Origin of the sequence: Streptomyces sp. TG1A-60 (assembly GCF_037201975.1) — a bacterium.
GTDB lineage: Bacteria > Actinomycetota > Actinomycetes > Streptomycetales > Streptomycetaceae > Streptomyces.
The window spans coordinates 6,206,066-6,229,138 of sequence record NZ_CP147520.1 but is presented as its reverse complement, the minus strand read 5'-3'; the positions used below and the strand labels follow the sequence as shown (position 1 = coordinate 6,229,138).

Here is a 23,073-nt window from a genome sequence, read left to right as displayed (position 1 = left end):
ACACGAGAAGGCCGATGGCGAAGAAGCCGAAGAAGAAGCAGCAGGCGGGCGGCACCCCCGCGACCGTGGCTCTGAGCGCGGCGGGCGTGGAGTTCACCGTCCACGCCTACGAGCACGATCCGGCCCACCCGTCCTACGGTGAGGAGGCGGCCGAGGCGATGGGCGTCTCCCCCGAGCGGGTCTTCAAGACCCTGGTGGCGGACGTGGACGGCGCGCTCGTCGTCGCGGTCGTGCCGGTGGCCGGGTCGCTGGACCTGAAGTCCCTGGCGACGGCGGTCGGCGGCAAGCGCGCGGCGATGGCCGACCCCGCCCTCGCGGAGCGCACGACGGGCTATGTCCGGGGCGGCATCTCCCCGCTCGGCCAGCGCAAGAAGCTCCGCACCGTGCTGGACGCGTCGGCGGACACCCACGCCACGGTCTGCGTCTCGGCCGGCCGCCGCGGCCTGGAGGTCGAGCTGTCCCCGATGGACCTCCTGAAGCTCACGGAAGCGACCTCCGCGCCCATCGCCCGCGCATGACGGGGCGCGGCCCCCGCCTTTCAGGCATTTCAGGGGGCGCGGGGAACTGCGCGACCAGTCCCCACCCACCCGCAGCAGCAGCCGGACACCCCGCCCCACGGGGGCGAAGCGGCGGCGCCCCTGGGGGCGGGACCGGAGGCGGGGGCGGGACGAAAGACCGTCAGCCGGCCGGCGGCGGCCCCACCGGCGCGCCGTACCCGTCCTTGTACTGCTCCGCCTCGTCGGGGTCGGGATCGCGTGGCCCGAACAGGGCGGTCAGCCCGAGATGGACGAGCAGTCCCGCCAGCGGCCAGGCCAGCAACGCCCCCTTCGCCCCGAGCTTGAGCGGCGCCGTGAACGTCACCCCTTCTCCGAGTTCCTTCGCCCGCGCCGCGACATCGGTCTCGGGCCCGAGCCACACCCCGAGCCGCCACGCCAGCAGGGCGCCCAGCAGCCCGCCGAGCGTGAGCGCGACCACTAGGGGCACACCGCCGCGCCGGCGCAGCGGGAAGACGACGAGCGCGCTGAGGGCGCCCGCGCCCAGGGCCAGCAGGGTGAACGTCCCGTCGACACCGACGGCCTGTTCGCCCTCGGTGTCCCTGAAATAGACCGCCGACCCGTCGGAGACGAGCGGTACGTGCGGCGCCAGCCACCACCACAGCACGCCGAGCACCGCACCACCGAGCAGGGCCATGACCACGGTGACGACGGCGGCCTCGGTCAGCTCGGTCCTCAGCCCGGGGCCGGACGGCTGGTCCGGCTCGTACCCGAGATGCCCGACGTTCCCACCGCTGGTGGGCGGCGGAGCCCAGGGGTCGTCCGACGGCTGGTGGTGCGGTCGCGGCGAAGGCGAGGAAAACGGTGCGGTCACTCTGCCATCGTGCCAGGCGCGGCTGTGCGCCGCGTCACCGGACGGCCGCGCGACGGTACGCCCAGGTGGCGACCGCGAGCGAGACGCCCCCCACCCCCGCGCACACGGCGAGGTCAGCGAGCACGAACGCCCAGTCGGGGTCCGGCCCGAAGGTCCGCGCGAGCGCCTCCACGCCGTACGTCGAGGGGAGCAGGTCCCGCGCGAACTGGATGAAGCCCGGCATCCGGTCGGCCGGCAGCACTCCCAGCAGCAGCGCCGCCGACATGCCCAGCTGCCCTAGCACGGTGGCGAGTTCCGGACGCGGGGCGAGCAGGCCCAGCGCGGCGCCCAGTCCGGCGAGCGCGGCCCCGGCGAGCGGGATCACGGCGGCGAGCACCCAGAGGTGGGTCAGCGGCAGCCCGAAGAGCACACAGCCGAAGACGGCGGTCACGACGGTCCCCGGCACGGTGAAGGAGGCGTACGCCCCCGCCGCGCCCAGCACCACCGCCGCCGGCGGCACCGGCAGGGTCGCGTAGTGGTCGAGCCCGCCGCTGGACCGCAGCTGCCCGAAGTACTGGGCCAGCAGGTTCAGCGCGACGAAGGCGACGACGAGCACCGCCGAACCGGCGACCACGGCGTGCGCCTCGGCGCCGCCGTCCACCACGCCGCGCATCAGGATCATGATCCCGATCGACTGGAAGGTGGCCACGAACAGCAGCGGGATACGCGCGACCCGCGCCCGGGACAGCTGCGCCCGGTACACCGCGGCGAGCGACGGCCACAGCCGCGCGCGGGGCCCGAGCTCAACGGCTCCGCGCTCCACGCGCTCCTCCACGGCCAGGGTGCTGCCCGGCAGGATCTCGGCGGGTACGACACTCACGTCGAGCTGCTCCTCTTCGCTTCGGCTGTCGCCCATGTTCGTACGGCTGCGACAGCCCTGTCGTTCACATCCGCATCGATTGCGCTCCGGCTCACGCCCGCGGTCCTCACCCCTTGATCAGCCCCTGTGCGCTGCCCGTGCTGCCGCCGAGCGCGAGATAGACGTCCTCCAGGCTCGGCGTGGCGAGCGTGAAGTCGTCGAGCGCGACGAAGGCGGCGCCCCCGGTCACCGTGGCCACCACCGCGCGCGCCTCCTCGGGCGCGAGCCGGAGCGTCCAGAGGCGCCCGGACTCCACGGCACGCGGGCGCAGCGCGGCGACCTCGGGCACGTCCAGCGGGGCCTTCTCCCGCCACACCAGCTCGACGCGCACCTCGCCCGCGACCTTCTCCTTCAGCCCGGCCGGGGTGTCACAGGCGATGACCCGCCCTTCGTCGAGGACGGCGACCCGGTCGAGCACGGTCTCCGCCTCGATGACGTTGTGCGTGACCAGCAGGACGGTCGTGCCGGACTCGGCCCGCCGCCGGTCGACGGCGGCCCAGACGGCCCGCCGGGCCACCGGGTCCATGCCGCTGGTCGGCTCGTCGAGCACGAGCAGGGGCCGCTCCCCGACGAGCGCCGTGGCGAAACAGGCGAGCCGCCGCTGCCCGCCGGACAGCTTCTTCAGCGGGCGCGAGGCGAGCCCGGTCAGCCCCAGCTCCGCCAGCACCGCGTCGCGCTCGGCCCGCGCCCGCCGTACGTCGAGTCCGCGCAACCGCCCGGTGGTCTCCGCGGCCAGCGCCACGGTCAGCTCGTCGAGGGCGCTCGACTCCTGCCCCAGATAGGCGAGGATCCGCGCGGCCCGCTCCGGGTGCCGCACGATGTCGTGGCCCAGAATGTCGACGGTGCCGTCATCGGGCCGCATCAGCCCGGTCAGCTGCCGTACCAGCGTGGTCTTGCCCGCCCCGTTGGGCCCGAGCAGCCCGAAGATCTCGCCGCGCCGGACCTCCAGCGCCACCGCGTCGTTGGCCCGCACTTCGGGGGTGCCCGGCGTCCCCCGCCGCCCCCGCGACGCCGGATACGTCTTGGTGAGCCCCCGCACAGAGCACACGACATCCCCACCGTGCCGGATCGCCTGTGCCGTACGCGTACTCACGAGGAACGAGCCTACGGGGTCCCGGGCACCGATTTCCCTCCGGGTCACCCCAGCGCGGGAGGCTGTCACACACGCGGCGCCGCCGCGTGGGCGCGACCAGCCACGATCACCCCGCAGCCGCCCGCAAGGAGTGGGCCCGAGCTCAGGCGCCCCTACCGCTCCCCGGCCGGCGCATGCTCCGCCCCCGTCCGCACATCGATCTCCCGCCAGAACCCGGCCCGGATCGCGTACCGGTCATGCTCGTCGATCTGATCGTCCTTGTGCGCGAGCAACCCGAACCGCGCGGCGTACCGCAGCAACTCCCCGTCCACCCGATGCGGAACCCGCGGATACATCCCCGACAGCTTCTGCAGATGGGACTGGTCGGTCAGCCGCGCCATCCACCGCCGCGCGAACACCTGCCCGACCTCATAGGGGTCACCACCCACCGTGGTGATGTCCTCCTCGCGGTCGGCCCACCGCTGCTCGGCTGTGGTGAGCTGCGCCAGCGTCGGCATCGCCGCCGCCTCGGGCGGTTCCGCCGCGCCCCCGGGCCGGTCCACCCATCCCTTGTCGGAGGACCACCGCAGCGTCGCGGTCGCCGGATGCTGCGCGGCATGCGCCCCGGGCCCCCGCATGGCGGCGAGATCCTTCGGGGTCGGTACGCCCTTGGCCGCGGCCTGTGCCCGCTCCTCGGTCCCGTTGCGCCCCGCGGGGGCCGGCTCGGGCTCCCCGGAGGCCCGCTCGGCCGCCGCGAGGGCCGACTCGGGCAGCGGCGCCGACAGGATCGCGGCGATCTCCGGACGCGGCACCGGCGGCGGCGCGCAGACCCCGCCAAGGTCCTTGGCCCGTACGGCCTTGGTGATCCACATCCGGTCGAGCACCCGCCGCTCGTCCGCCTCGGCGACCAGGTCCTCGGACTGGTTGTAGTCACCGTCGGCGGCCTGCACCGCCCACAGGTGTACGGCGACGCCGTGCTCCTTGGCGGCCATCATGCCCGGCAGCAGATCTCCGTCGCCGGTCACGAGGACCACGTCGGAGCAGGCGCGGTTGCGGGCCAGCTCGGTCAGCTCGGCGTGCATGGCGGCGTCCACGCCCTTCTGCGCCCACCGCCCGTCGCTGCGGGTCAGCGCGCCGAGCCGGACGGTCACCCGCGGCATGACGCGCAGCCTGCGGTGCTCGGGCTGCGGGACGCGGTCGGGGGCGCCGTCGAACCAGTAGATGCGCAGCAGCGGGCGATCGGTGTCGGCCTCGGCACGCTCGCGCAGCCCCTGGATGAGGGCGGCGTGATCGACGGTGATGCGGGAGCGGGAGGGTTCCCCGGCGAGGAGGCTGGCGGCCGCGCCGAGCAGATACCCGGCGTCCACCAGGACGATGCAGCGGTCCACGCGATCCACCCTCTTTCCGGGAGGTTTGCTTCGGGCTTCCTTCGAGTCTGCCCGACCACGCGGAGGTTAACGGCCGGAACTCGATCTTCGGCGTGGCGCATGCGCCGTCCGCCCTCGCCATCGCGGCACACTTCCCGACAACTCTCGTCACGGACGGTGATTTTCCGAAATGCGCACCGTGTCGCGCCATGTGAATCTGGTCGCGTCCCCGGCCCCCAGATCCCCGACAGGAGGCAGATCACCATGGCCAAGAACAAGAAGCAGGACCGTAAGCAGCCGCAGTCCGAGCGTGGTCAGCAGGAGGTCCAGCAGTCCTCGCTGGAGCCGCAGGCCGAGCAGCGCGCGACCCCGATGACCACGGGCGACATGGCCCGCAAGGGCCGGCAGAAGCGTTTTGGTCACAACTGACGTCCGCACAGGGGCTGTCGCAGCCCGGTTGCACCGAGGGGCGCGTCCGGATCACGGACGCGCCCCTCGCGCGTTCACGCTCGCCGCCGGTCGAGGTCGCTCAGCCGGCCAGGCAGGACGGGCCGAGCAGCACCTTGAGGTCGCCGAACAGAGCCGGGTCCGGCTTCACCCGGTGCCGGTCGAGGCGCAGCACGGTCGTCTTGGTCGGGCCCTGCAGCCTGATCCGCACCTCGCTGTCGCCCTTGTGGTGGGTGAGGATCTCTCCGAGCCGGCTGACCATGGGCGGGGTGACCCGGGTGGCCGGGATGGTGAGGATCACCGGTGCGTTGGTGCCCGCGTTCGACAGGTCGGGGACCTGCATCTCCATCGCGACCAGGCGCGGGACCTCCTCGCGCTTGTCGAGGCGGCCCTTGACGAACACGACGGCGTCCTCGACGAGTTGGGTCGAGACGAGTTGGTAGGTCGCAGGGAAGAACATGCACTCGATGGAGCCGGCGAGGTCCTCCACGGTGGCGATGGCCCAGGCGTTGCCCTGCTTGGTCATCTTGCGCTGGAGGCCGGAGATGATGCCGCCGATGGTGACGACCGCGCCGTCCGCGTGCTCACCGCCGGTGAGCTGGGAGATGCCCGCGTCGGCCTTGTCGGACAGCACGTGTTCGAGGCCGAAGAGGGGGTGGTCGGAGACGTAGAGACCGAGCATCTCCCGCTCCTGGGCGAGCAGATAGGTCTTCTCCCACTCCTCGGTGGTGAACTCCACGTCGAGCCCGAAGCCCGGCTCGTCGCTCTCCTCCTCGCCCATGCCCCCGAAGAGGTCGAACTGGCCCTCGGCCTCCTTGCGCTTGACCGCGACCACGTTGTCGATCATCGAGTCGAAGTGCGCGGTGAGGCCCTTGCGGGTGTGCCCCATGGAGTCGAAGGCGCCCGCCTTGATCAGCGATTCCGTGGTCCGCTTGTTGCAGGCCACCGCCTCGACCTTGTCGAGGTAGTCCGGGAAGGAGGCGTACTTGCCCTTGGCCTTGCGGCTGCGGATGATCGACTCGACGACGTTCGTACCGACGTTGCGGACGGCGGAGAGGCCGAAGAGGATCACGTCGTCGCCCTGGGCGGCGAAGTTCTGCTCGGACTCGTTGACGTTCGGCGGGAGCACCTTGATGCGCATGCGCCGGCACTCGTTGAGGTAGACGGCCGACTTGTCCTTGTCGTCCTTGACCGAGGTGAGCAGCGCGGCCATGTACTCGGCCGGGTAGTTGGCCTTGAGGTACGCCGTCCAGTACGAGACCAGGCCGTACGCGGCGGAGTGCGCCTTGTTGAAGGCGTAGCCGGCGAAGGGGACCAGCACGTCCCACAGGGCCTGGACGGCCTCGTCGCTGTAGCCGTTCTTGCGGGCGCCGGCCTGGAAGATGGTGAAGTTCTTCGCCAGCTCCTCGGGCTTCTTCTTGCCCATCACCCGGCGGAGGATGTCGGCCTCGCCCAGCGAGTACCCGGCGATGATCTGGGCGGCCTTCTGCACCTGCTCCTGGTAGACGATCAGGCCGTAGGTGACCGCGAGGACCTCTTCGAGCGGCTCCTCCAGCTCCTTGTGGATCGGGGTGATCTCCTGGCGGCCGTTCTTGCGCTCGGCGTAGTTGATGTGCGAGTTCATGCCCATGGGGCCCGGGCGGTAGAGGGCCGAGACGGCGGAGATGTCCTCGAAGTTGTCGGGCTGCATCTGGCGGAGCAGCGAGCGCATGGGGCCGCCGTCGAACTGGAAGACGCCGAGGGTGTCACCGCGGCAGAGCAGTTCGAAGGTCTTGGGGTCGTCCAGCGGGAGGGAGAGCATCTCCAGGTCGATGCCCTTGTTGGCCTTCACCATCTTGATGGCGTCGTCCATGATCGTGAGGTTGCGCAGGCCCAGGAAGTCCATCTTCAGCAGGCCGAGCGACTCGCACTGCGGGTAGTCCCACTGGGTGATGGTCACGCCGTCGGTGTGCCGCACCCAGATCGGGGCGTGGTCGACGATGGGCTCGCTGGACATGATCACGCCGGCCGCGTGCACACCCATCTGCCGGACCAGGCCCTCGACGCCCTTGGCGGTGTCGATGACCTTCTTCACGTCCGGTTCGTTCTCGTACATCGCCCGGATCTCGCCGGCCTCGCTGTAGCGCGGGTGGGAGGGGTCGGTGATGCCGTTGAGGTCGATGCCCTTGCCGAGGACGTCGGCGGGCATGGCCTTGGTGAGCCGGTCGCCCATCGCGTACGGGTAGCCCAGCACGCGCGCGGAGTCCTTGATGGCGTTCTTCGCCTTGATCTTGCCGTACGTGCCGATCATGGCGACCTTGTCGGCGCCGTACTTCTCCGTCACGTACCGGATCACCTCGACGCGCCGGCGCTCGTCGAAGTCGATGTCGACGTCGGGCATGGAGACGCGCTCGGGGTTGAGGAACCGCTCGAAGATCAGGCCGTGCGGGATCGGGTCGAGGTCGGTGATGCCCATGGCGTACGCGACGATCGAACCGGCGGCGGAGCCACGGCCGGGGCCGACCGCGATGCCCTGGCTCTTGGCCCACATGATGAAGTCGGCGACGACGAGGAAGTACCCCGGGAACCCCATCTGGATGATGACGTCCATCTCGTACTCGGCCTGCTTCTGGCGGTCCTCGGGGACGCCGCCGGGGAAGCGTCGCTCCATGCCGCGGCGGACCTCCTCCTGGAACCAGGTGACCTCGGTGAAACCCTCGGGGATGTCGAACTTCGGCATGAGGTTCCTGGCCTCGAACATGCCGGTGGTGTCGACCTGTTCGGCGACCAGGAGGGTGTTGGCGCAGCCTTCCTGCCAGGCGTCCGAGGAGTCGATGGCGTACATCTCTTCCGTGGACTTCAGGTAGTAGCCGGTGCCGTCGAACTTGAAGCGGTCCGGGTCGGAGACGTTCTTGCCGGTCTGGATACACAGCAGCGCGTCGTGCGCGGCTGACTCGTGCGGATACGTGTAGTGCGAGTCGTTCGTCACCAGGGGCGGGATGCCGAGCTTCTTGCCGATCTCCAGGAGGCCGTCGCGGACCCGGCGCTCGATCTCGATGCCGTGGTCCATCAACTCCAGGAAGTAGCGGTCCTTGCCGAAGATGTCCTGGTACTCGGAGGCCGCCTTCAGCGCCTCGTCGAACTGACCGAGGCGCAGCCGGGTCTGGAGCTCGCCGGAGGGGCAGCCGGTGGAGGCGATGAGCCCCTCGGACCACTGGGAGATGGTCTCCTTGTCCATCCGGGGCCACTTCTGCAGCCAGCCCTCGGCGTACGCGTCCGAGGAGAGCTTGAAGAGGTTGTGCAGGCCCGTCCTGTTCGCAGCCCAGATGGTCTTGTGCGTGTAACCGCCGGAACCGGACACGTCGTCCCGCTTCTGGTGCGGCTGGCCCCACTGGATCTTGCGCTTGTTTCGCCGGGACTCGGGGGCGACGTACGCCTCGATGCCGATGATCGGGGTGACGCCGGCCTTCTTCGCGGAGTGGAAGAAGTCGTACGCCCCGTGGAGGTTGCCGTGGTCGGACATGGCGATATGGGTCATGCCCATCTCGTTGCACGCGTCGAACATGTCCTTCAGCCGCGCGGCACCGTCCAGCAGCGAGTACTGGGTGTGGACGTGCAGGTGCGTGAACGGCGGCTTTGACACGGCTTCGGCCTCCAGGGAACAGATGCGGCGCGTGGCGCCTCGTTGAGGGGCGGTGGTCGGGTGACGGGTGGGCAGGCGTGAACAGGTTCCCCACGGGCTGCGGACAGTCTGGGGGACAGCGTCGAAGTCTATGCCTCGGCACTGACACCGGAATCGGTACCGCGGCGTGAAGCACCTCGACGAGGGGTGGTGGCCGGGTGACGGGTGGGCCTGCCCCGTACCTTTCGTGGAGGGGTCGTGGGCACTTGCGCGCCCCTTCGGACGTTGACAACCCGACCCACCCGTGATCCACCAGGAGGCACCCAGCGATGTCGGTCCCGCAGCTCAACGACGAGCGACGCGGCGAGGAGATCCTCGCCGTCTTCGACACCGCCTTCGGCCGGCTCCTGGCCGCCGACCCGGCCGCGTTCCGCGTGAAGTTCCGGAAGATGGCGGCCTCGGCCTTCGCGTTCTACCGGGGTACGGCGGGTCTCTTCTACAGCGACCTCGACGCGGAGAAGGCCGACGACCCCTACCTGGACGAGCGCACCTCACGCGTGTGGATCCACGGCGACCTGCACGCGGAGAACTTCGGCACGTACATGGACTCCACGGGCCGCCTGATCTTCAATGTGAACGACTTCGACGAGGCGTATGTCGCCCCCTTCACCTGGGACCTCAAGCGGTTCGCCGCCTCCGTCGCACTCATCGGGTACGCGAAGGCGCTCAGCGACGAGCAGATCACGGAGCTGGTGCACATCTACGCGGTCGCCTACCGCGAGCGGATCCACGCCGTCGCGGCGGGCGCCAAGCGGGACGAGGTGCCGCCGTTCACGCTGGACACCGCCGAGGGGTCGCTGCTCGACGCGCTGCGCGACGCCCGCTCGCTGACCCGTTTCGGGCTGCTCGACTCGATGACGGAGATCCGTGAGTTCGAGCGCCGCTTCGCGCCGGGCGGCGGTTCCGTCGAGCTGGACGCGGCGACCCGCTACAAGGTGCTGGCCGCCTTCGACGGCTATCTGGAGACGCTCCCGGAGTCCTCCCTGACCCGCCCGGACTCCTACCGCGTGAAGGACGTCGTCGGCCGACGGGGCATCGGCATCGGCTCGGCGGGGCTGCCGTCGTACAACATCCTGCTGGAGGGGCAGAGCGACGCGCTGGAGAACGACGTCGTGATCTACATCAAGCAGGCCCAGACTCCGGCGGTCTCCCGCCACATCACCGACCAGCGGATCCGTGACTACTTCGAGCACGAGGGCCACCGCACGGTGATCTCCCAGCGTGCTCTGCAGGCGCACGCCGACCCGTGGCTGGGCTGGACCGAGCTGGACGGCGCGGGCCAGCTGGTCGCCGAGGTGTCTCCGTACGCGGTGGACCTGGACTGGGGCGACATCGACGATCCCGAGGAGATCGCGGCGGTCGTCGCCGACCTCGGCCGGGCCACGGCCACGATGCACGCGGCGGCGGACGACCTGACCGGGCAGTCCCTGGTGCCGTTCTCCACGGAGCGGGCCATCGACGCGGCCATCGCGGCCGACGAGGACGGCTTCGCTCCCCTCCTGGTGGACTTCGCGCACGCGTACGGGGCACGTGCCCGTGCGGACCACCAGATCTTCGTCGACCTCTTCCGCAACGGCCGGATCCCCGGCCTGTAGGCACCCGCCGAAGGGTTGTCCGCAGGTCTCCGCCAGAAACGAGGCGGCGCGCACTCACAGCGGCCTTTAACGGTCCCTTACGTGAGTACGTGGGACACTCTCCAACGCCATGGACATATCCGGGACCCACTTCAGAGCCGTACGCGCGGCGCTGTTCACGGCACTCGTCGTGACGCTCGGCACCGCGTCGCACGTGCTGCTGTCCGGGGTCCCGCTGCCGCTGGCCACCGTCGCCGCGATCGCCGCCGTCGTCTACGCCGTCGCGTACGCGCTGGCCGGCCGTGAGCGCGGTTTCGGCCGGATCGCCGGCGTGCTGATCCCGCTGGAGCTGGCCGCCGACACGGTCTTCACCACCGGCCAGCACGCCTGCTACGGCGAGGCGGGCGGCCCGGTCACGGGTCCGCTGCGCCAGGTCGGGCTGGGCGTGCTGTGCGGCGGCGGCAGCGTCGGCACCCCGCTGGCGCGGGTCACCGGCGACTCCGAGCGGGCGGCGAACCTGCTGGCGGGCGCCGGTCCGGCCGCAGTCTGGCTGCTGCTCGCCGCGCACATCGGGGTGGGGCTGCTGGCCGCCGCATGGCTGCGGCGCGGCGAGCGGGCGTTGGCCCAGTTGCTGGGCGCCGCGGTCGCCGCCGGTTTCCGGCCGCTGCTGATCGCGGTCGCCGTGGTCACGGTGGTGCCCGCCCCGGCGGAGCACCGGCCGACACGCACCGCGCACCGTACGGCCACCGTCCGCACCCTCCTCCACGCGCACTCCCTGGGACGGCGTGGGCCGCCGTGCTCGGTCACCTTCGCGTGACCACCTCCTGAGCACGAGCAGGTCCCCCCACCACACATCCGCGCACACGTGCGCGTCCCCAGGGAGTTCACCCTTATGAGCAAGCGGAACAGCAGTGCGGCGAAGTCGGCGGCCCGTGAGCGGCTGCGCCAGGAGCGCGAGCGGCAGGCCAGGCGCGCGAAGGTCAGGCGGCAGGCGATCGTGGCGTCCTCGATCGTCGCGGTCCTCGCGATTGCCGGCGGCATCGGCTACGCCGTCGTGCAGAACAGCCAGCCCACGAAGTGGGAGGAGGCCGCCGACGCCACGGTGGTCGCCCCGGCCAACACGTCAGGCAAGAACGGCACCACCGTGCTGCTCGGCGACTCCAAGACCGACAACGTGGTCCACCTGTACGAGGACCCGCGTTGCCCGGCCTGCGCCCAGTTCGAGCAGACCGTCGGCGAGACCGTCGACAAGGGCATGGAGGACGGCGACTACAAGCTCTCCTTCACCGTCGGCACCTTCCTCGACGACCGGCTCGCCGGCGAGGGCTCCAAGAACGCGCTGAGCGCGCTCGGCGCGGCGCTGAACGTCAGCCCCGAGGCGTTCCTCGACTACAAGGCGGCGCTGTACTCGGCGAAGTACCACCCGGCGGAGACAACCGACGAGTTCGCCAAGGACAGCTACCTGATCAAGGTGGCCGACACGGTCGACGTGCTGAAGAACAACAAGAAGTTCCAGGACGCCGTGGAGAAGGGCACCTACGACGCCTGGGCGATGAAGATGAGCAAGTCCTTCGAGGACGCCGAGGGCGTCGAGTCGACCCCGACCGTCAAGATCAACGACAAGACGATCACCAACCCGAGGTCGGTCGCGGAGTGGGAGAAGGCACTGCAGGACGCCGGGGTCACCAAGTAGCGCGTCGGCGCCCGCGCCGTACGCCGTGCGGGCTGGCACCCCGGAGGGTCACCCGGGGTGCCCCCGCCCGCACGGCCGAGGGCACGACAGCCTGTACGGCGAATCCGGCGACGACGGAGATCATCGGCGCACGGGCCACGGCCCGTGGTGGGCGGCGCCGACAGCGACCGCATCACCGCCCGCGACGACCTCGGGGGTGACGACCACTCCGACGGCGACCTCGGCACAGACGTCTGCGCGAGTGACGTCGGAGGCCGGAGTTCTCCCCCGACGACTGACAGCACCTCAGCCGCGCGCGCCCCGGCCGCCGCCGCACGAGCGGCGCGGGCCGGGGCCGTTTCATGTCCGGCCGCGCCGGCCGTCGAACAGGGCACGTCCGTCTGAACTCTGAAGGGATTTCAGGTCAGCCGTCTTACCCAGATCCCTACCGATCAGTAATCTCATCCGGCGTGACCAGTCGCAGATCTCACTTCCACCTCAACTCTTCCGCCCTGAGCCGCCGTTCGGTCGTCAAGGCCGCAGCGGCCGGGGCCGTTCTCGCGGCACCGCCGACCGCGGCGGGCGCGGCGAGCGCCGCCGAGGCACCGGCGTTCCTGCACGGCGTGGCCTCCGGCGATCCACTGCCCGACGGCGTACTGCTCTGGACCCGGGTGACGCCCACCGCCGCCGCGATACCCGGCTCCGGACTCGGCCCCGACGTCGAGGTCGGCTGGACCGTCGCCCTGGACAAGGCCTTCACGAACATCGTCGCCAAGGGCTCGACCACCGCGACCGCCGCCTCCGACCACACCGTCAAGGCGGACGTACGGGGCCTCGCGCCCGCCACGGACCACTGGTTCCGCTTCTCGGCCGGCGGCACCGAATCGCCCGCCGCCCGTACCCGCACCGCCCCGGCCGCCGACGCGGCGACGACCGGCCTGCGCTTCGGCGTGGTCTCCTGCGCCAACTGGGAGGGCGGCTACTTCGCCGCCTACCGCCACCTGGCCGCGCGCGGCGACCTGGACGCCTGGCTGCATCTCGGGGACTACATCTACGAGTACGGCACCGGCGAGTACGGCGCCCGCGACAAGGTCGTACGACCGCACGCACCCAGCCACGAGATCGTCACCCTCGCCGACTACCGCGCCCGGCACGCCCGTTACAAGACCGATCCGGACCTCCAGGCCCTGCACGCGGTCGCGCCGGTCGTCGCGATCTGGGACGACCACGAGATCGCCAACGACGCCTGGTCGGGCGGCGCCGAGAACCACACCGAGGACGCTGAGGGCACCTGGGCGGCCCGCCAGTCGGCGGCCAAGCGAGCCTACTTCGAGTGGATGCCGGTACGCCCGGCGGTCGCGGGCACCACCTACCGCCGGCTGCGCTTCGGCAAGCTCGTCGACCTCTCCCTGCTCGACCTGCGCTCCTTCCGCTCCCAGCAGGCGGGCATCGGCGACGGCCAGGTCGACAACCCGGACCGTACGCTGACGGGCCGGGCCCAGCTCGACTGGTTGAAGGCCGGGTTGAAGTCCTCCGACACCATCTGGCGCCTGGTCGGCAACTCGGTGATGGTCGCCCCGTTCGCCCTCGGCAACCTCACCGCCGACCTCTTCGAACCCCTCGCGGAGCTGCTCGGGCTGCCGAAGGAAGGTCTCGCCCTCAACCCCGACCAGTGGGACGGCTACACCGACGACCGCCGCGAACTCCTCGCCCACCTGCGCGGCAACGCCATCCGCAACACGGTCTTCCTCACCGGCGACATCCACATGGCGTGGGCCAACGACGTGCCGGTCAACGCCGGTACGTATCCGCTGTCGCCGTCCGCCGCCACCGAGTTCGTCGTCACGTCGGTCACCTCCGACAACCTCGACGACATCGTGAAGGTCCCCGAAGGCACCGTCTCCGCGCTGGCCTCCCCCTTGATCCGCGCCGCCAACCGGCACGTCCACTGGGTCGACACCGACCGGCACGGCTACGGCGTTCTGGACATCACCGCCGCGCGGGCGCAGATGGACTTCTACGTCCTCTCCGACCGGACGAAGGCCGACGCGACGTCGTCCTGGGCGCGCTCGTACCGGACGCGCAGCGGGACGCAGAAGGTGGAGCGCACCTACGACCCCGTGTAGGCCGTCGGTCTCACAGGGTTTCGAGGAAGCCGAGCGCCACCCGCCAGGTGGCCTCGGCGGCCTCCTCGTCGTAGTCGGGCAGGCCGGGGTCGGTGTAGAGGTGCCCGGCACCGGCGTATCTGTAGACCTCGACATCGGCGCCGGCCTTGCGCATCTGGAGGTACCAGGCGCTCAGCCAGTCGTCCGGCTCGAAGGGGTCGGGCTCCGCCACATGCAACTGCACGGCCAGGTCGTCCACGGAGGCGGTGGCGGCGATGTCCGACGTGCCGTGCAGGAGCAGCAGCCCCCTGGCCTGCTTGTCGCCCAGGGCCAGGGTCTGCGCGGTCGCGGCGCCCAGCGAGAACCCGGCGTAGACGAGCCCTCGCTCCGAGTAGGGCGCGGCGGCCATGACGGCCCGCTTGAGCAACTCCTCCCGGCCCAGCTCCTCGTTGAAGGCCATGCCCTCCTCGACCGTCTCGAACGTCCGTCCGTCGAAGAGGTCGGGGGTCCACACCTCGTGTCCGGCGGCGCGCAGCCGGTCCGCGGCCTGGCGCACAGCGGGCCGCAGACCGTAGGTCGAATGGAACAGCATGATGTTCATGAGGCCATGGTGCCAGCCGGGTATGACAACGGGCCGGGACGCCCATACCCCGAGGGCGTCCGAAGTCACATGTTCATCACCCCGTGCGGCCGGTTACGTTCGAAGGCATGGAGAACCTACTCCGCCCATTGATCGTCATCGGTGGCTCGGTCGTCCTCACGCTTCTCATCGGCTGGGCCACCGACCTGCTGCTGCGCAAGGCCGACCTGCGGCACCACGAGACACCTCTGTGGGGTCTGCTGCGCCGCGGCCGTATCCCCTACCAGCTGGTCCTGTGCGCGGCCTTCCTCAGAGGGTCGTACGACGAGGCGCAGCTGCTGGAGCAGTACCGGGCCGCCGTCGGCCAGACCCTGACCCTGGTGATGATCGGGGCGACGGCGTGGCTGGTGATCCGTATCGCGGCGGCGATAGTGGAGACGACGTACAGCCGGTACGCCCGCGTCCACCGCGATCCGGCCCGGCTACGCCGGGTGCGCACCCAGGTGACGTTGATCATGCGGGTGCTCTCCGCGATCGTCGGTGTGGTGGCCGTGGCCTCGATGCTGCTGACCTTCCCCGCGATGCGCGCGGCCGGCACCTCGCTGCTGGCCTCCGCCGGGCTCCTGGGCATCGTCGCCGGTATCGCCGCGCAGTCCACGCTGAGCAACATCTTCGCCGGGCTGCAGATCGCATTCGGCGACATGGTCCGCCTCGGTGACGTGGTCGTGGTGGAGGGCGAGTGGGGCACGGTGGACGAGATCACCCTCACCTTCCTGACGGTCCGTACGTGGGACGAGCGCCGCATCACGATGCCGGTCTCGTACTTCACCGCGAAACCCTTCGAGAACTGGTCGCGCGGCGGCACGCAGATGACCGGCACGGTCTTCCTCCATGTCGACCACTCCGCGCCGCTCCCCGAGATGCGCGAGCGGCTCCGTGACATCCTGCGCGACTGTCCCACCTGGGACGGCCGCGCCTACAACCTGTCCGTCACCGACTCGACCCCCTCCACCATGGAGGTCCGCGCCCTCGTCACCGCCAAGGACCCCGACGACCTGTGGACCCTCCGCGTCACCGTCCGCGAAGAACTCCTTCACTGGCTCACGGAGACCCACCCCTACGCCCTCCCCCGCATCAACACCACCAACGCGGCCCTCCCCCCGCCCCGCCGCACGCCCGAATCCGACGGCCTGGCCCGCCGCACCCCCGAGTCCGACGGCCGGGCCCGCCGCACGCCCCGGGACCGCGTCCACCAACCCCCGAGCCCTCCGGGCAAGGGGTAACCCGACAGCGCCCGCACACGATCCGACATCAGCAGCGCCCCACGGCACCCCCGATCAACCCCGACACACCGCAGCCCGCCCTTGACGGACTGCGACAGTCCTCGGGGGAGCCGTGGCCGGCACCGGCACCCGCACCCGCACCCGCACCCGCACCCGCACCCGCACCCGCACCCGCACCCGCCAACGGCGGACGCCCTCACGGGAGACCCGCACTTCTCCACCAGGGAGTAACGGGCGGTGCGTGGGTGGGCAAGCCCACGGCCGGTCACCGAAGGCTGCGCACGTCCAGATGCCGCAACACCCGATCCACCACCTCCGGATCAGCCCTCGGCTCACCCCGCGCCGCCAGTACCTCGTGGCGAGCCGCGCTCAGCATCTCCCCCTGGATCCGCCGCACCCTCCGCAACCGCTGCTCATTCCTCTCCCGTCGCGACTCCTCCCCCACATCCGGACTGATCCGCACCGGCGGCACGCACGGTGTACGGGACCGGCTCCACGCTTACGCGTACGTCTCCTCCCGGACCTTGTCGAGGGCCTTCTGCAGGTCCGCCGGGTAGTCGCTCCCGAACTCGACCCAGCTGCCGTCACCGGGGTGCTCGAAGCCGAGCCGCACCGCGTGCAGCCACTGGCGGGTGATGCCGAGCCGTTTGGCGAGCGTCGGGTCGGCGCCGTACGTCAGGTCGCCCACGCACGGGTGCCGGTGGGCTGACATGTGGACGCGGATCTGGTGGGTGCGCCCGGTCTCCAGCTTGATGTCGAGCAGGGAGGCGGCGCGGAAGGCCTCGATGAGGTCGTAGTGCGTGACGGACGGCTTGCCCTCGGCGATGACGGCCCACTTGTAGTCGTGGTTCGGGTGCCGTCCGATGGGCGCGTCGATGGTGCCGCTCGTGGGGTCGGGGTGGCCCTGGACCAGCGCGTGGTACCGCTTGTCGACGGTCCGCTCCTTGAACTGGCGCTTCAGGGACGTGTACGCGTACTCCGACTTGGCGACCACCATCAGGCCCGACGTGCCCACGTCGAGCCGGTGCACGATGCCCTGGCGCTCGGCGGCGCCGGACGTCGAGATCCGGTACCCGGCGGCGGCGAGCCCGCCGATGACGGTCGGCCCGGACCAGCCGGGGCTGGGGTGCGCGGCCACGCCGACCGGCTTGACGATCAGTACCAGGTCATCGTCGTCGTGCACGATCTCCATGCCCTCGACCGGCTCGGCGACCACCTGCACCGGCGCGGGCGCCTGAGGCATCTCGACCTCCAGCCGGGCCCCACCGTGCACCCGCTCCGACTTGCCGACCACCGACCCGTCGACCGTGACCTTCCCCGTGGCGGCGAGCTCGGCCGCCTTCGTCCGGGAGAAGCCGAACATGCGGGAGATGGCGGCGTCGACACGCTCGCCCTCCAGGCCGTCGGGCACGGGCAGGATACGGATCTCGGGAATCGTGCTCACCCGTCGAGTATGCCGGACGGGTGAGACCCGCCCGACCGGGCCTGTGGACAACCCCCGCGCGACGTGACCGGTGGCCCTCAGTCCTTGTGGACGGTCCCGTCCGGATCGAGCCCCCGGAAGGACAGCAGCACGATCAGGATGCCGCCGCACACGATGGCCGAATCGGCGAGGTTGAACACCGCGAAGCCCTTGGGCGCGATGAAGTCGACGACGGCGCCCTCGAAGACACCCGGCGACCGGAAGATCCGGTCGGTGAGGTTGCCCAGCGCACCGCCGAGCAGCAGGCCGAGCGCGATCGCCCAGGGCCGGCTGTAGAGCTTGCGGGCGAGCCGGGCGATCACCACGATCACGATCGTCGCGATCACCGTGAAGATGATCGTGAATGCCTCGCCGAAGCCGAAGGCCGCGCCCGCGTTGCGGATCGCCTCGAACTTCAGCCAGTCCCCGATGATCTCGATCGGCTCCTGATGCTCCAGCTTCGCCACCACGATCATCTTGCTGACCAGGTCGAGCGCGTACGCCAGCGCGGCGACCCAGAACAGCACGGCGATCCGGCGCCTGCCGCGCGGCTGCGCGGCCGTGTCGGCCTGCTCCGCCGTGGCGCCGTTCTCACCCCCGGGCTGCTCCGGGTCGGCCCCCGCCGCGTCTGGAATGTCCGGCGTACCGATGATGCGCTCCGCCTCTGCCACGTGAGTCCCTCAACCTAGGTTCCTGACTGAGGACAAAGGTACGACACGACCTCCTCGGACCAGGGGCTCAGGCGACGATCGTCAGCGGCGTTCCTGCTTCTGCTTGCACTCGACGCACAGGGTGGCCCGGGGGAACGCCTGCATCCGTGCCTTTCCGATCGGATTGCCACAGTTCTCGCAGAGCCCGTACGTGCCCGAGGCGAGCCGGTCCAGGGCCCGCTCGGTCTGGTCGAGCATCTCGCGCGCGTTGTTGGCGAGCGCCATCTCGTGCTCGCGGGTGATGTTCTTCGCCCCGGTGTCGGCCTGGTCGTCGCCCGCGCCGTCACCGGAGTCCCGCATCAGGCCCGTGAGCGACCGCTCGGAGGCCTCCAGTTCGGCGCGCAGCCGCATCGCCTCTGACTCCAGCTCCGTCCGGGCCGCGTCGACCTCGGCCGGACTCCAGGGGTCCTCACCGGGACGTACCGCGAGCTCGCCGGGCTCCACCGCGGCGGGCCGTGCCTTGGGGACGGCGGTGGGCTTCTTCGCTGCCGTAGCCGTACCAGGAGGAGTGTTCTTCGCAACCACCGTCGTGGCTCCCGTCGTCTCGGCGGCCTCGGCCGCGCCCGCCTTCTTGACCGTGCTCTTCTTCGCGGAGGTGCTCTTCGTGGCGTTCTTCTTGACCGCGCCCTTCCCAGCAGCACCCTTCGCGGAGGCACTCTTCCTGGCCGCCTTCTTGGCCACCGCCTTCTCGGCCGCCGTCTTCCCGACCACGGCCTTCCTGACCGCAGTCTTCTTGACTCCGGCCCTCCCGGCCACCGGATTCGTGGCCGCCCCCTTCTTGGCCGCCACCTCCCTGACGGCGGCCTTCTCGGTCGCGGCCTTCTCGGTCGCGGCCTTCTCGGTCGCGGCCTTCTCGGTCGCGGCCTTCTCGGTCGCCATTGTCCTGGCGACCGACTTCCTGCTTGCCGCCTTCACCGCCGCGCCTTTCCCACCCGTCTCACCACCGGAGGCCACCGTGGATCTGCCTGATGCCGACTGCTGTACGGCGGTCTTCTTCGCCACCATGGCCGCGGCCCCTTCACATATTGTGATCTTGCACGCGAATCGTGCTGGGACGATAAATCGACCCGAGTTCCGCGGCAACGGGGCAGACCACCTGTTCCACCCGCCCCGCGACCGTCGCGCGGCGAGCCTGCAAGCGTTGTGCCCAGCTCCCCGCCGGGTATTCCGCCGATCCGTACGTCCCAGGATCCGGACGCCCGACCCGCTCCATTCGGGTCAGCGCGCAGGTCACCGCGTCCCCGGTCGGCGGGTCCGCCGAAAACCCCGCCGCGCCGCTCGTCCGGCCGCCGGAAAACCGGTCGGCCGCTGTCCGTGCGGCGCCGTACACTGGGCGGAGCGAAAAGCGTGGATGGGGACGAGTAGCGTCGTACGCAGCCCAGAGCGACCCGGGGACGGTGGAAGCCCGGGGGCGAGCGCGGCGTGAAGATCACCCCGGAGCCGCCGGAAGAAAGCCGCAGCCCGCCGGGCACGGCGAGTAGACCCGGTATCGCGGCCTCAATGAGGGGGCTCACCAGCGCGTACGGCGCACAGGGGAGCCAAGGAGGGTGGTACCGCGGGAGCGCGCCGCACATGGCGTACGAAGGATCGAAGCTCTCGTCCCTCCGACGGAAGGCAGCAAGTCCGTTGGAGGAAGCCCGCTCATGACAGAGCCGACATACCGCCAGGTGCCCGCCCAGGTCGACCTGCCCGCGCTGGAGCACGCCGTGCTCGACTTGTGGCGCGAGCAGAAGATCTTCGCCAAGAGCCTGGAGCGGTCCGAAGGCCGCCCCGAGTGGGTGTTCTACGAGGGCCCGCCCACCGCGAACGGCATGCCGGGCGCCCACCACATCGAGGCACGCGTCTTCAAGGACGTCTTCCCCCGCTTCCGCACCATGCGCGGCTACCACGTGGCCCGCAAGGCCGGCTGGGACTGCCACGGCCTCCCCGTGGAGCTGGCGGTCGAGAAGGAGCTGGGCTTCAACGGCAAGAAGGACATCGAGGCGTACGGCATCGCCGAGTTCAACGCCAGGTGCCGCGACTCCGTGCTCCGGCACACCGACGCCTTCGCTGAGCTGACGACCCGCATGGGCTACTGGGTCGACCTCGACGAGGCGTACGTGACCATGGAGCCGGAGTACATCGAGTCCGTCTGGTGGTCGCTGAAGGAGATCTTCAAGAAGGGGCTGCTGGTCCAGGACCACCGCGTGGCGCCCTGGTGCCCCCGCTGCGGCACCGGCCTGTCGGACCACGAACTGGCACAGGGCTACGAGACGGTCGTCGACCCGTCGGTGTACGTCCGTTTCCCGCTCGCCTCCGGTCCGCTCGCGGGTGAGGCCGCGCTCCTGGTGTGGACGACCACGCCGTGGACGCTGGTGTCCAACACCGCGGTCGCCACCCACCCCGAGGTCACCTACGTGGTCGCCACGGACGGCCAGGAGAAGGTCGTCGTCGCCGAGCCGCTCGTCGCCAAGGCGCTCGGTGAGGGCTGGGAGACCACAGGCCAGACCTTCACCGGCGCCGAGATGGAGCGCTGGTCCTATCAACGTCCGTTCGAGCTCGTGGAGTTCCCGGAGGCGGCCCATTTCGTCGTCAACGCGGAGTACGTCACGACCGACGACGGTACGGGTCTGGTCCACCAGTCCCCCGCGTTCGGTGAGGACGACCTCAAGGTCTGCCGCTCGTACGGCCTGCCCGTGGTCAACCCGGTGCGCCCCGACGGCACGTTCGAGGAGGACGTCCCGCTGGTGGGCGGCGTGTTCTTCAAGAAGGCGGACGAAAAGCTCACCGAGGACCTCCAGCAGCGTGGCCTCCTCTTCAAGCACACCCCGTACGAGCACAGCTACCCCCACTGCTGGCGCTGCCACACCGCGCTCCTCTACTACGCGCAGCCGTCCTGGTACATCCGCACCACGGCGGTCAAGGACCGCCTCCTCCAGGAGAACGAGAACACCAACTGGTTCCCGGACACGGTCAAACACGGCCGGTACGGCGACTGGCTGAACAACAACATCGACTGGGCGCTGTCCCGCAACCGCTACTGGGGCACCCCGCTGCCCATCTGGCGCTGCGAGGAGGGCCACCTCACCTGCGTGGGCTCCCGCGACGAGCTGACCCAGCTCTCCGGCGCCGACCAGTCGGAGCTCGACCCGCACCGCCCGTTCATCGACGCGGTCACCTTCGTCTGCCCCCAGGAGGGCTGCGGCAGCACCGCCACCCGCGTCCCGGAAGTCATCGACGCCTGGTACGACTCGGGTTCGATGCCGTTCGCGCAGTGGGGCTACCCGTACAAGAACAAGGAACTCTTCGAGTCCCGCTACCCGGCCCAGTTCATCAGCGAGGCCATCGACCAGACCCGCGGCTGGTTCTACACCTTGATGGCCGTCGGCACCCTGGTCTTCGACAAGTCCAGTTACGAGAACGTCGTGTGCCTCGGCCACATCCTCGCCGAGGACGGCCGCAAGATGTCCAAGCACCTGGGCAACATCCTGCAGCCGATCCCGCTGATGGACCAGCACGGCGCCGACGCCGTCCGCTGGTTCATGGCCGCCGGCGGCTCCCCCTGGGCGGCCCGCCGCGTCGGCCACGGCACGATCCAGGAAGTGGTGCGCAAGACCCTCCTCACATACTGGAACACGGTCGCTTTCCAGGCCCTGTACGCCCGTACGTCGAACTGGGCGCCCAGCGCGGCGGACCCGGCCCCGGCCGACCGCCCGGTGCTGGACCGCTGGCTGCTGAGTGAACTGCACGCGCTGGTCGACCAGGTGACCAAGGCCCTGGAGGCGTACGACACCCAGCGCGCCGGCAAGCTCCTGTCCGCGTTCGTCGACGACCTGTCCAACTGGTACGTACGCCGGTCGCGTCGCCGCTTCTGGCAGGGCGACAAGGCCGCGCTGCGCACGCTGCACGAGGTCGTGGAGACGGTCACGAAGCTGATGGCCCCGCTGACCCCGTTCATCACCGAGCGGGTCTGGCAGGACCTGATCGTGCCGGTCTCCCCGGACGCCCCCGAGTCCGTGCACCTGGCCTCCTGGCCCGAGGCGGACCTGACGGCCATCGACCCGGAACTGTCCCAGCAGATGGTCCTGGTGCGCCGGCTCGTGGAGCTGGGCCGCGCCACGCGCGCGGAGTCGGGCGTCAAGACCCGCCAGCCCCTCTCACGCGCCCTGGTCGCGGCGACGGGCTTCGAGTCCCTTTACCCCGAACTGCACACCCAGATCACGGAAGAGCTGAACGTCAGCTCGCTGGCCTCGCTCTCCGACGTCGGCGGCTCCCTGGTGGACACGACCGCCAAAGCCAACTTCCGCGCCCTGGGCAAGCGGTTCGGCAAGCGCGTCCAGGACGTGGCCAAGGCCGTCGCGAACGCCGACGCGGCTGCCCTGTCCCTCGCCCTCCGCGAGGGCACGGCCTCGGTCGAGGTCGACGGCGAGACCATCACCCTCGCCCCTGACGAGGTCATCATCACGGAGACCCCGCGCGAGGGCTGGTCGGTGGCGTCCGACTCGGGCGCGACGGTGGCGCTCGACCTGGAGATCACGGAGGAGCTGCGCCAGGCGGGCCTGGCGCGTGACGCGATCCGCCTGATCCAGGAGGCCCGCAAGAACAGCGGCCTCGACGTCGCCGACCGCATCGCGCTCCGCTGGAGGGCGACGGAGACGGAGGTCGCCGCGGCGCTGACCGAGCACGCACCTCTGATCGCGGACGAGGTATTGGCCGCGGACTTCGCCGAGGGGGAGGCTGACGACACATACGGCGCCCCGTTCACGGACGAGTCCCTGACGCTGACGTTCCGCCTCCGTAAGGCATAGACGCTCTCCGCCACGACTGGCCCGCAGCCTCGCCTCATGCGCAGCTGCGGGCAGTCGTGTCGCCAGGGGCGGCACGGGTGGACGCGA

17 protein-coding genes and 1 pseudogene are annotated in these 23,073 nt (G+C 70.6%); 8 read left to right on the top strand and 10 right to left on the bottom strand.

Features of this window, described 5'->3' with window-relative positions; genetic code table 11:
* Window positions 1-14: 14 nt before the first annotated feature.
* Entirely contained in the window at window positions 15-518 is a 504-nt protein-coding gene (gene ybaK / locus WBG99_RS27095) for a Cys-tRNA(Pro) deacylase (protein ID WP_338898800.1), read from the top strand.
* A 160-nt stretch (window positions 519-678) separates the two neighbouring features.
* Here the strand turns inward: ybaK and WBG99_RS27090 are convergent, their stop codons facing one another.
* The 4 genes from WBG99_RS27090 to WBG99_RS27075 all read right to left on the bottom strand — a co-directional run bounded on the left by WBG99_RS27090 (window position 679) and on the right by WBG99_RS27075 (window position 4,726).
* On the bottom strand, window positions 679-1,368 hold the full coding sequence (locus WBG99_RS27090) for a DUF2567 domain-containing protein (RefSeq protein WP_338898799.1): 690 nt from the start codon (window positions 1,366-1,368) through the stop codon (window positions 679-681).
* 34 nt (window positions 1,369-1,402) lie between these two features.
* Window positions 1,403-2,263, bottom strand: a complete 861-nt coding sequence (locus tag WBG99_RS27085) for an ABC transporter permease (RefSeq protein WP_338898798.1) — start codon at window positions 2,261-2,263, stop codon at window positions 1,403-1,405.
* A 70-nt stretch (window positions 2,264-2,333) separates the two neighbouring features.
* Window positions 2,334-3,359, bottom strand: a complete 1,026-nt coding sequence (locus WBG99_RS27080; protein WP_338898797.1) for an ABC transporter ATP-binding protein — start codon at window positions 3,357-3,359, stop codon at window positions 2,334-2,336.
* Between the two features lie 152 nt (window positions 3,360-3,511).
* The gene (locus tag WBG99_RS27075; protein ID WP_338898796.1) at window positions 3,512-4,726 is read right to left on the bottom strand and encodes an NYN domain-containing protein; all 1,215 of its coding nucleotides are present in this window, start codon (window positions 4,724-4,726) and stop codon (window positions 3,512-3,514) included.
* A gap of 243 nt (window positions 4,727-4,969) precedes the next feature.
* Here WBG99_RS27075 and WBG99_RS27070 point away from each other — a divergent pair, with 243 nt between their 5' ends.
* Window positions 4,970-5,134: a hypothetical protein gene (locus WBG99_RS27070; protein ID WP_338898795.1), complete on the top strand. Its 165-nt coding sequence runs from the start codon at window positions 4,970-4,972 to the stop codon at window positions 5,132-5,134.
* Window positions 5,135-5,234: 100 nt separating this feature from the next.
* On the opposite strand, the gene dnaE is transcribed toward WBG99_RS27070, so the two are convergent.
* The gene (gene dnaE, locus WBG99_RS27065) at window positions 5,235-8,774 is read right to left on the bottom strand and encodes a DNA polymerase III subunit alpha (protein WP_338898794.1); all 3,540 of its coding nucleotides are present in this window, start codon (window positions 8,772-8,774) and stop codon (window positions 5,235-5,237) included.
* Window positions 8,775-9,082: 308 nt separating this feature from the next.
* Here dnaE and WBG99_RS27060 point away from each other — a divergent pair, with 308 nt between their 5' ends.
* The 4 genes from WBG99_RS27060 to WBG99_RS27045 all read left to right on the top strand — a co-directional run bounded on the left by WBG99_RS27060 (window position 9,083) and on the right by WBG99_RS27045 (window position 14,185).
* Window positions 9,083-10,408 carry a DUF2252 domain-containing protein gene (locus WBG99_RS27060; protein ID WP_338898793.1) on the top strand — a complete coding sequence of 442 codons (1,326 nt, stop codon included), beginning with the start codon at window positions 9,083-9,085 and terminating at the stop codon, window positions 10,406-10,408.
* A 109-nt stretch (window positions 10,409-10,517) separates the two neighbouring features.
* Complete coding sequence (locus WBG99_RS27055) at window positions 10,518-11,204, top strand: hypothetical protein (protein WP_338898792.1); 687 nt, start codon at window positions 10,518-10,520, stop codon at window positions 11,202-11,204.
* 75 nt (window positions 11,205-11,279) lie between these two features.
* Window positions 11,280-12,080, top strand: coding sequence for a DsbA family protein (locus tag WBG99_RS27050; RefSeq protein WP_338898791.1), 801 nt, complete (start codon window positions 11,280-11,282; stop codon window positions 12,078-12,080).
* A 449-nt stretch (window positions 12,081-12,529) separates the two neighbouring features.
* A complete protein-coding gene (locus tag WBG99_RS27045) occupies window positions 12,530-14,185 on the top strand; it encodes an alkaline phosphatase D family protein (protein ID WP_338898790.1) in 1,656 nt (551 codons plus the stop codon).
* 10 nt (window positions 14,186-14,195) lie between these two features.
* Here the strand turns inward: WBG99_RS27045 and WBG99_RS27040 are convergent, their stop codons facing one another.
* Window positions 14,196-14,765 carry a dienelactone hydrolase family protein gene (locus tag WBG99_RS27040; protein WP_338898789.1) on the bottom strand — a complete coding sequence of 190 codons (570 nt, stop codon included), beginning with the start codon at window positions 14,763-14,765 and terminating at the stop codon, window positions 14,196-14,198.
* A gap of 107 nt (window positions 14,766-14,872) precedes the next feature.
* Between WBG99_RS27040 and WBG99_RS27035 the strand changes: the two genes are divergently transcribed.
* Entirely contained in the window at window positions 14,873-16,027 is a 1,155-nt protein-coding gene (locus WBG99_RS27035; protein WP_338898788.1) for a mechanosensitive ion channel domain-containing protein, read from the top strand.
* Between the two features lie 265 nt (window positions 16,028-16,292).
* On the opposite strand, the pseudogene WBG99_RS27030 reads toward WBG99_RS27035, so the two are convergent.
* The 4 genes and pseudogenes from WBG99_RS27030 to WBG99_RS27015 all read right to left on the bottom strand — a co-directional run.
* A pseudogene (locus tag WBG99_RS27030) lies at window positions 16,293-16,490 on the bottom strand (Na+/H+ antiporter); the annotation flags it as partial.
* 36 nt (window positions 16,491-16,526) lie between these two features.
* Entirely contained in the window at window positions 16,527-17,471 is a 945-nt protein-coding gene (locus WBG99_RS27025; protein ID WP_338898787.1) for an RluA family pseudouridine synthase, read from the bottom strand.
* A 77-nt stretch (window positions 17,472-17,548) separates the two neighbouring features.
* Window positions 17,549-18,160: a signal peptidase II gene (gene lspA, locus WBG99_RS27020; protein ID WP_338898786.1), complete on the bottom strand. Its 612-nt coding sequence runs from the start codon at window positions 18,158-18,160 to the stop codon at window positions 17,549-17,551.
* Between the two features lie 81 nt (window positions 18,161-18,241).
* The gene (locus WBG99_RS27015) at window positions 18,242-19,204 is read right to left on the bottom strand and encodes a TraR/DksA C4-type zinc finger protein (protein WP_338898784.1); all 963 of its coding nucleotides are present in this window, start codon (window positions 19,202-19,204) and stop codon (window positions 18,242-18,244) included.
* Between the two features lie 638 nt (window positions 19,205-19,842).
* On the opposite strand from WBG99_RS27015, the gene ileS reads away from it, so the two are divergent.
* The gene (gene ileS / locus WBG99_RS27010) at window positions 19,843-22,986 is read left to right on the top strand and encodes an isoleucine--tRNA ligase (RefSeq protein WP_338898783.1); all 3,144 of its coding nucleotides are present in this window, start codon (window positions 19,843-19,845) and stop codon (window positions 22,984-22,986) included.
* Window positions 22,987-23,073: the final 87 nt, after the last annotated feature.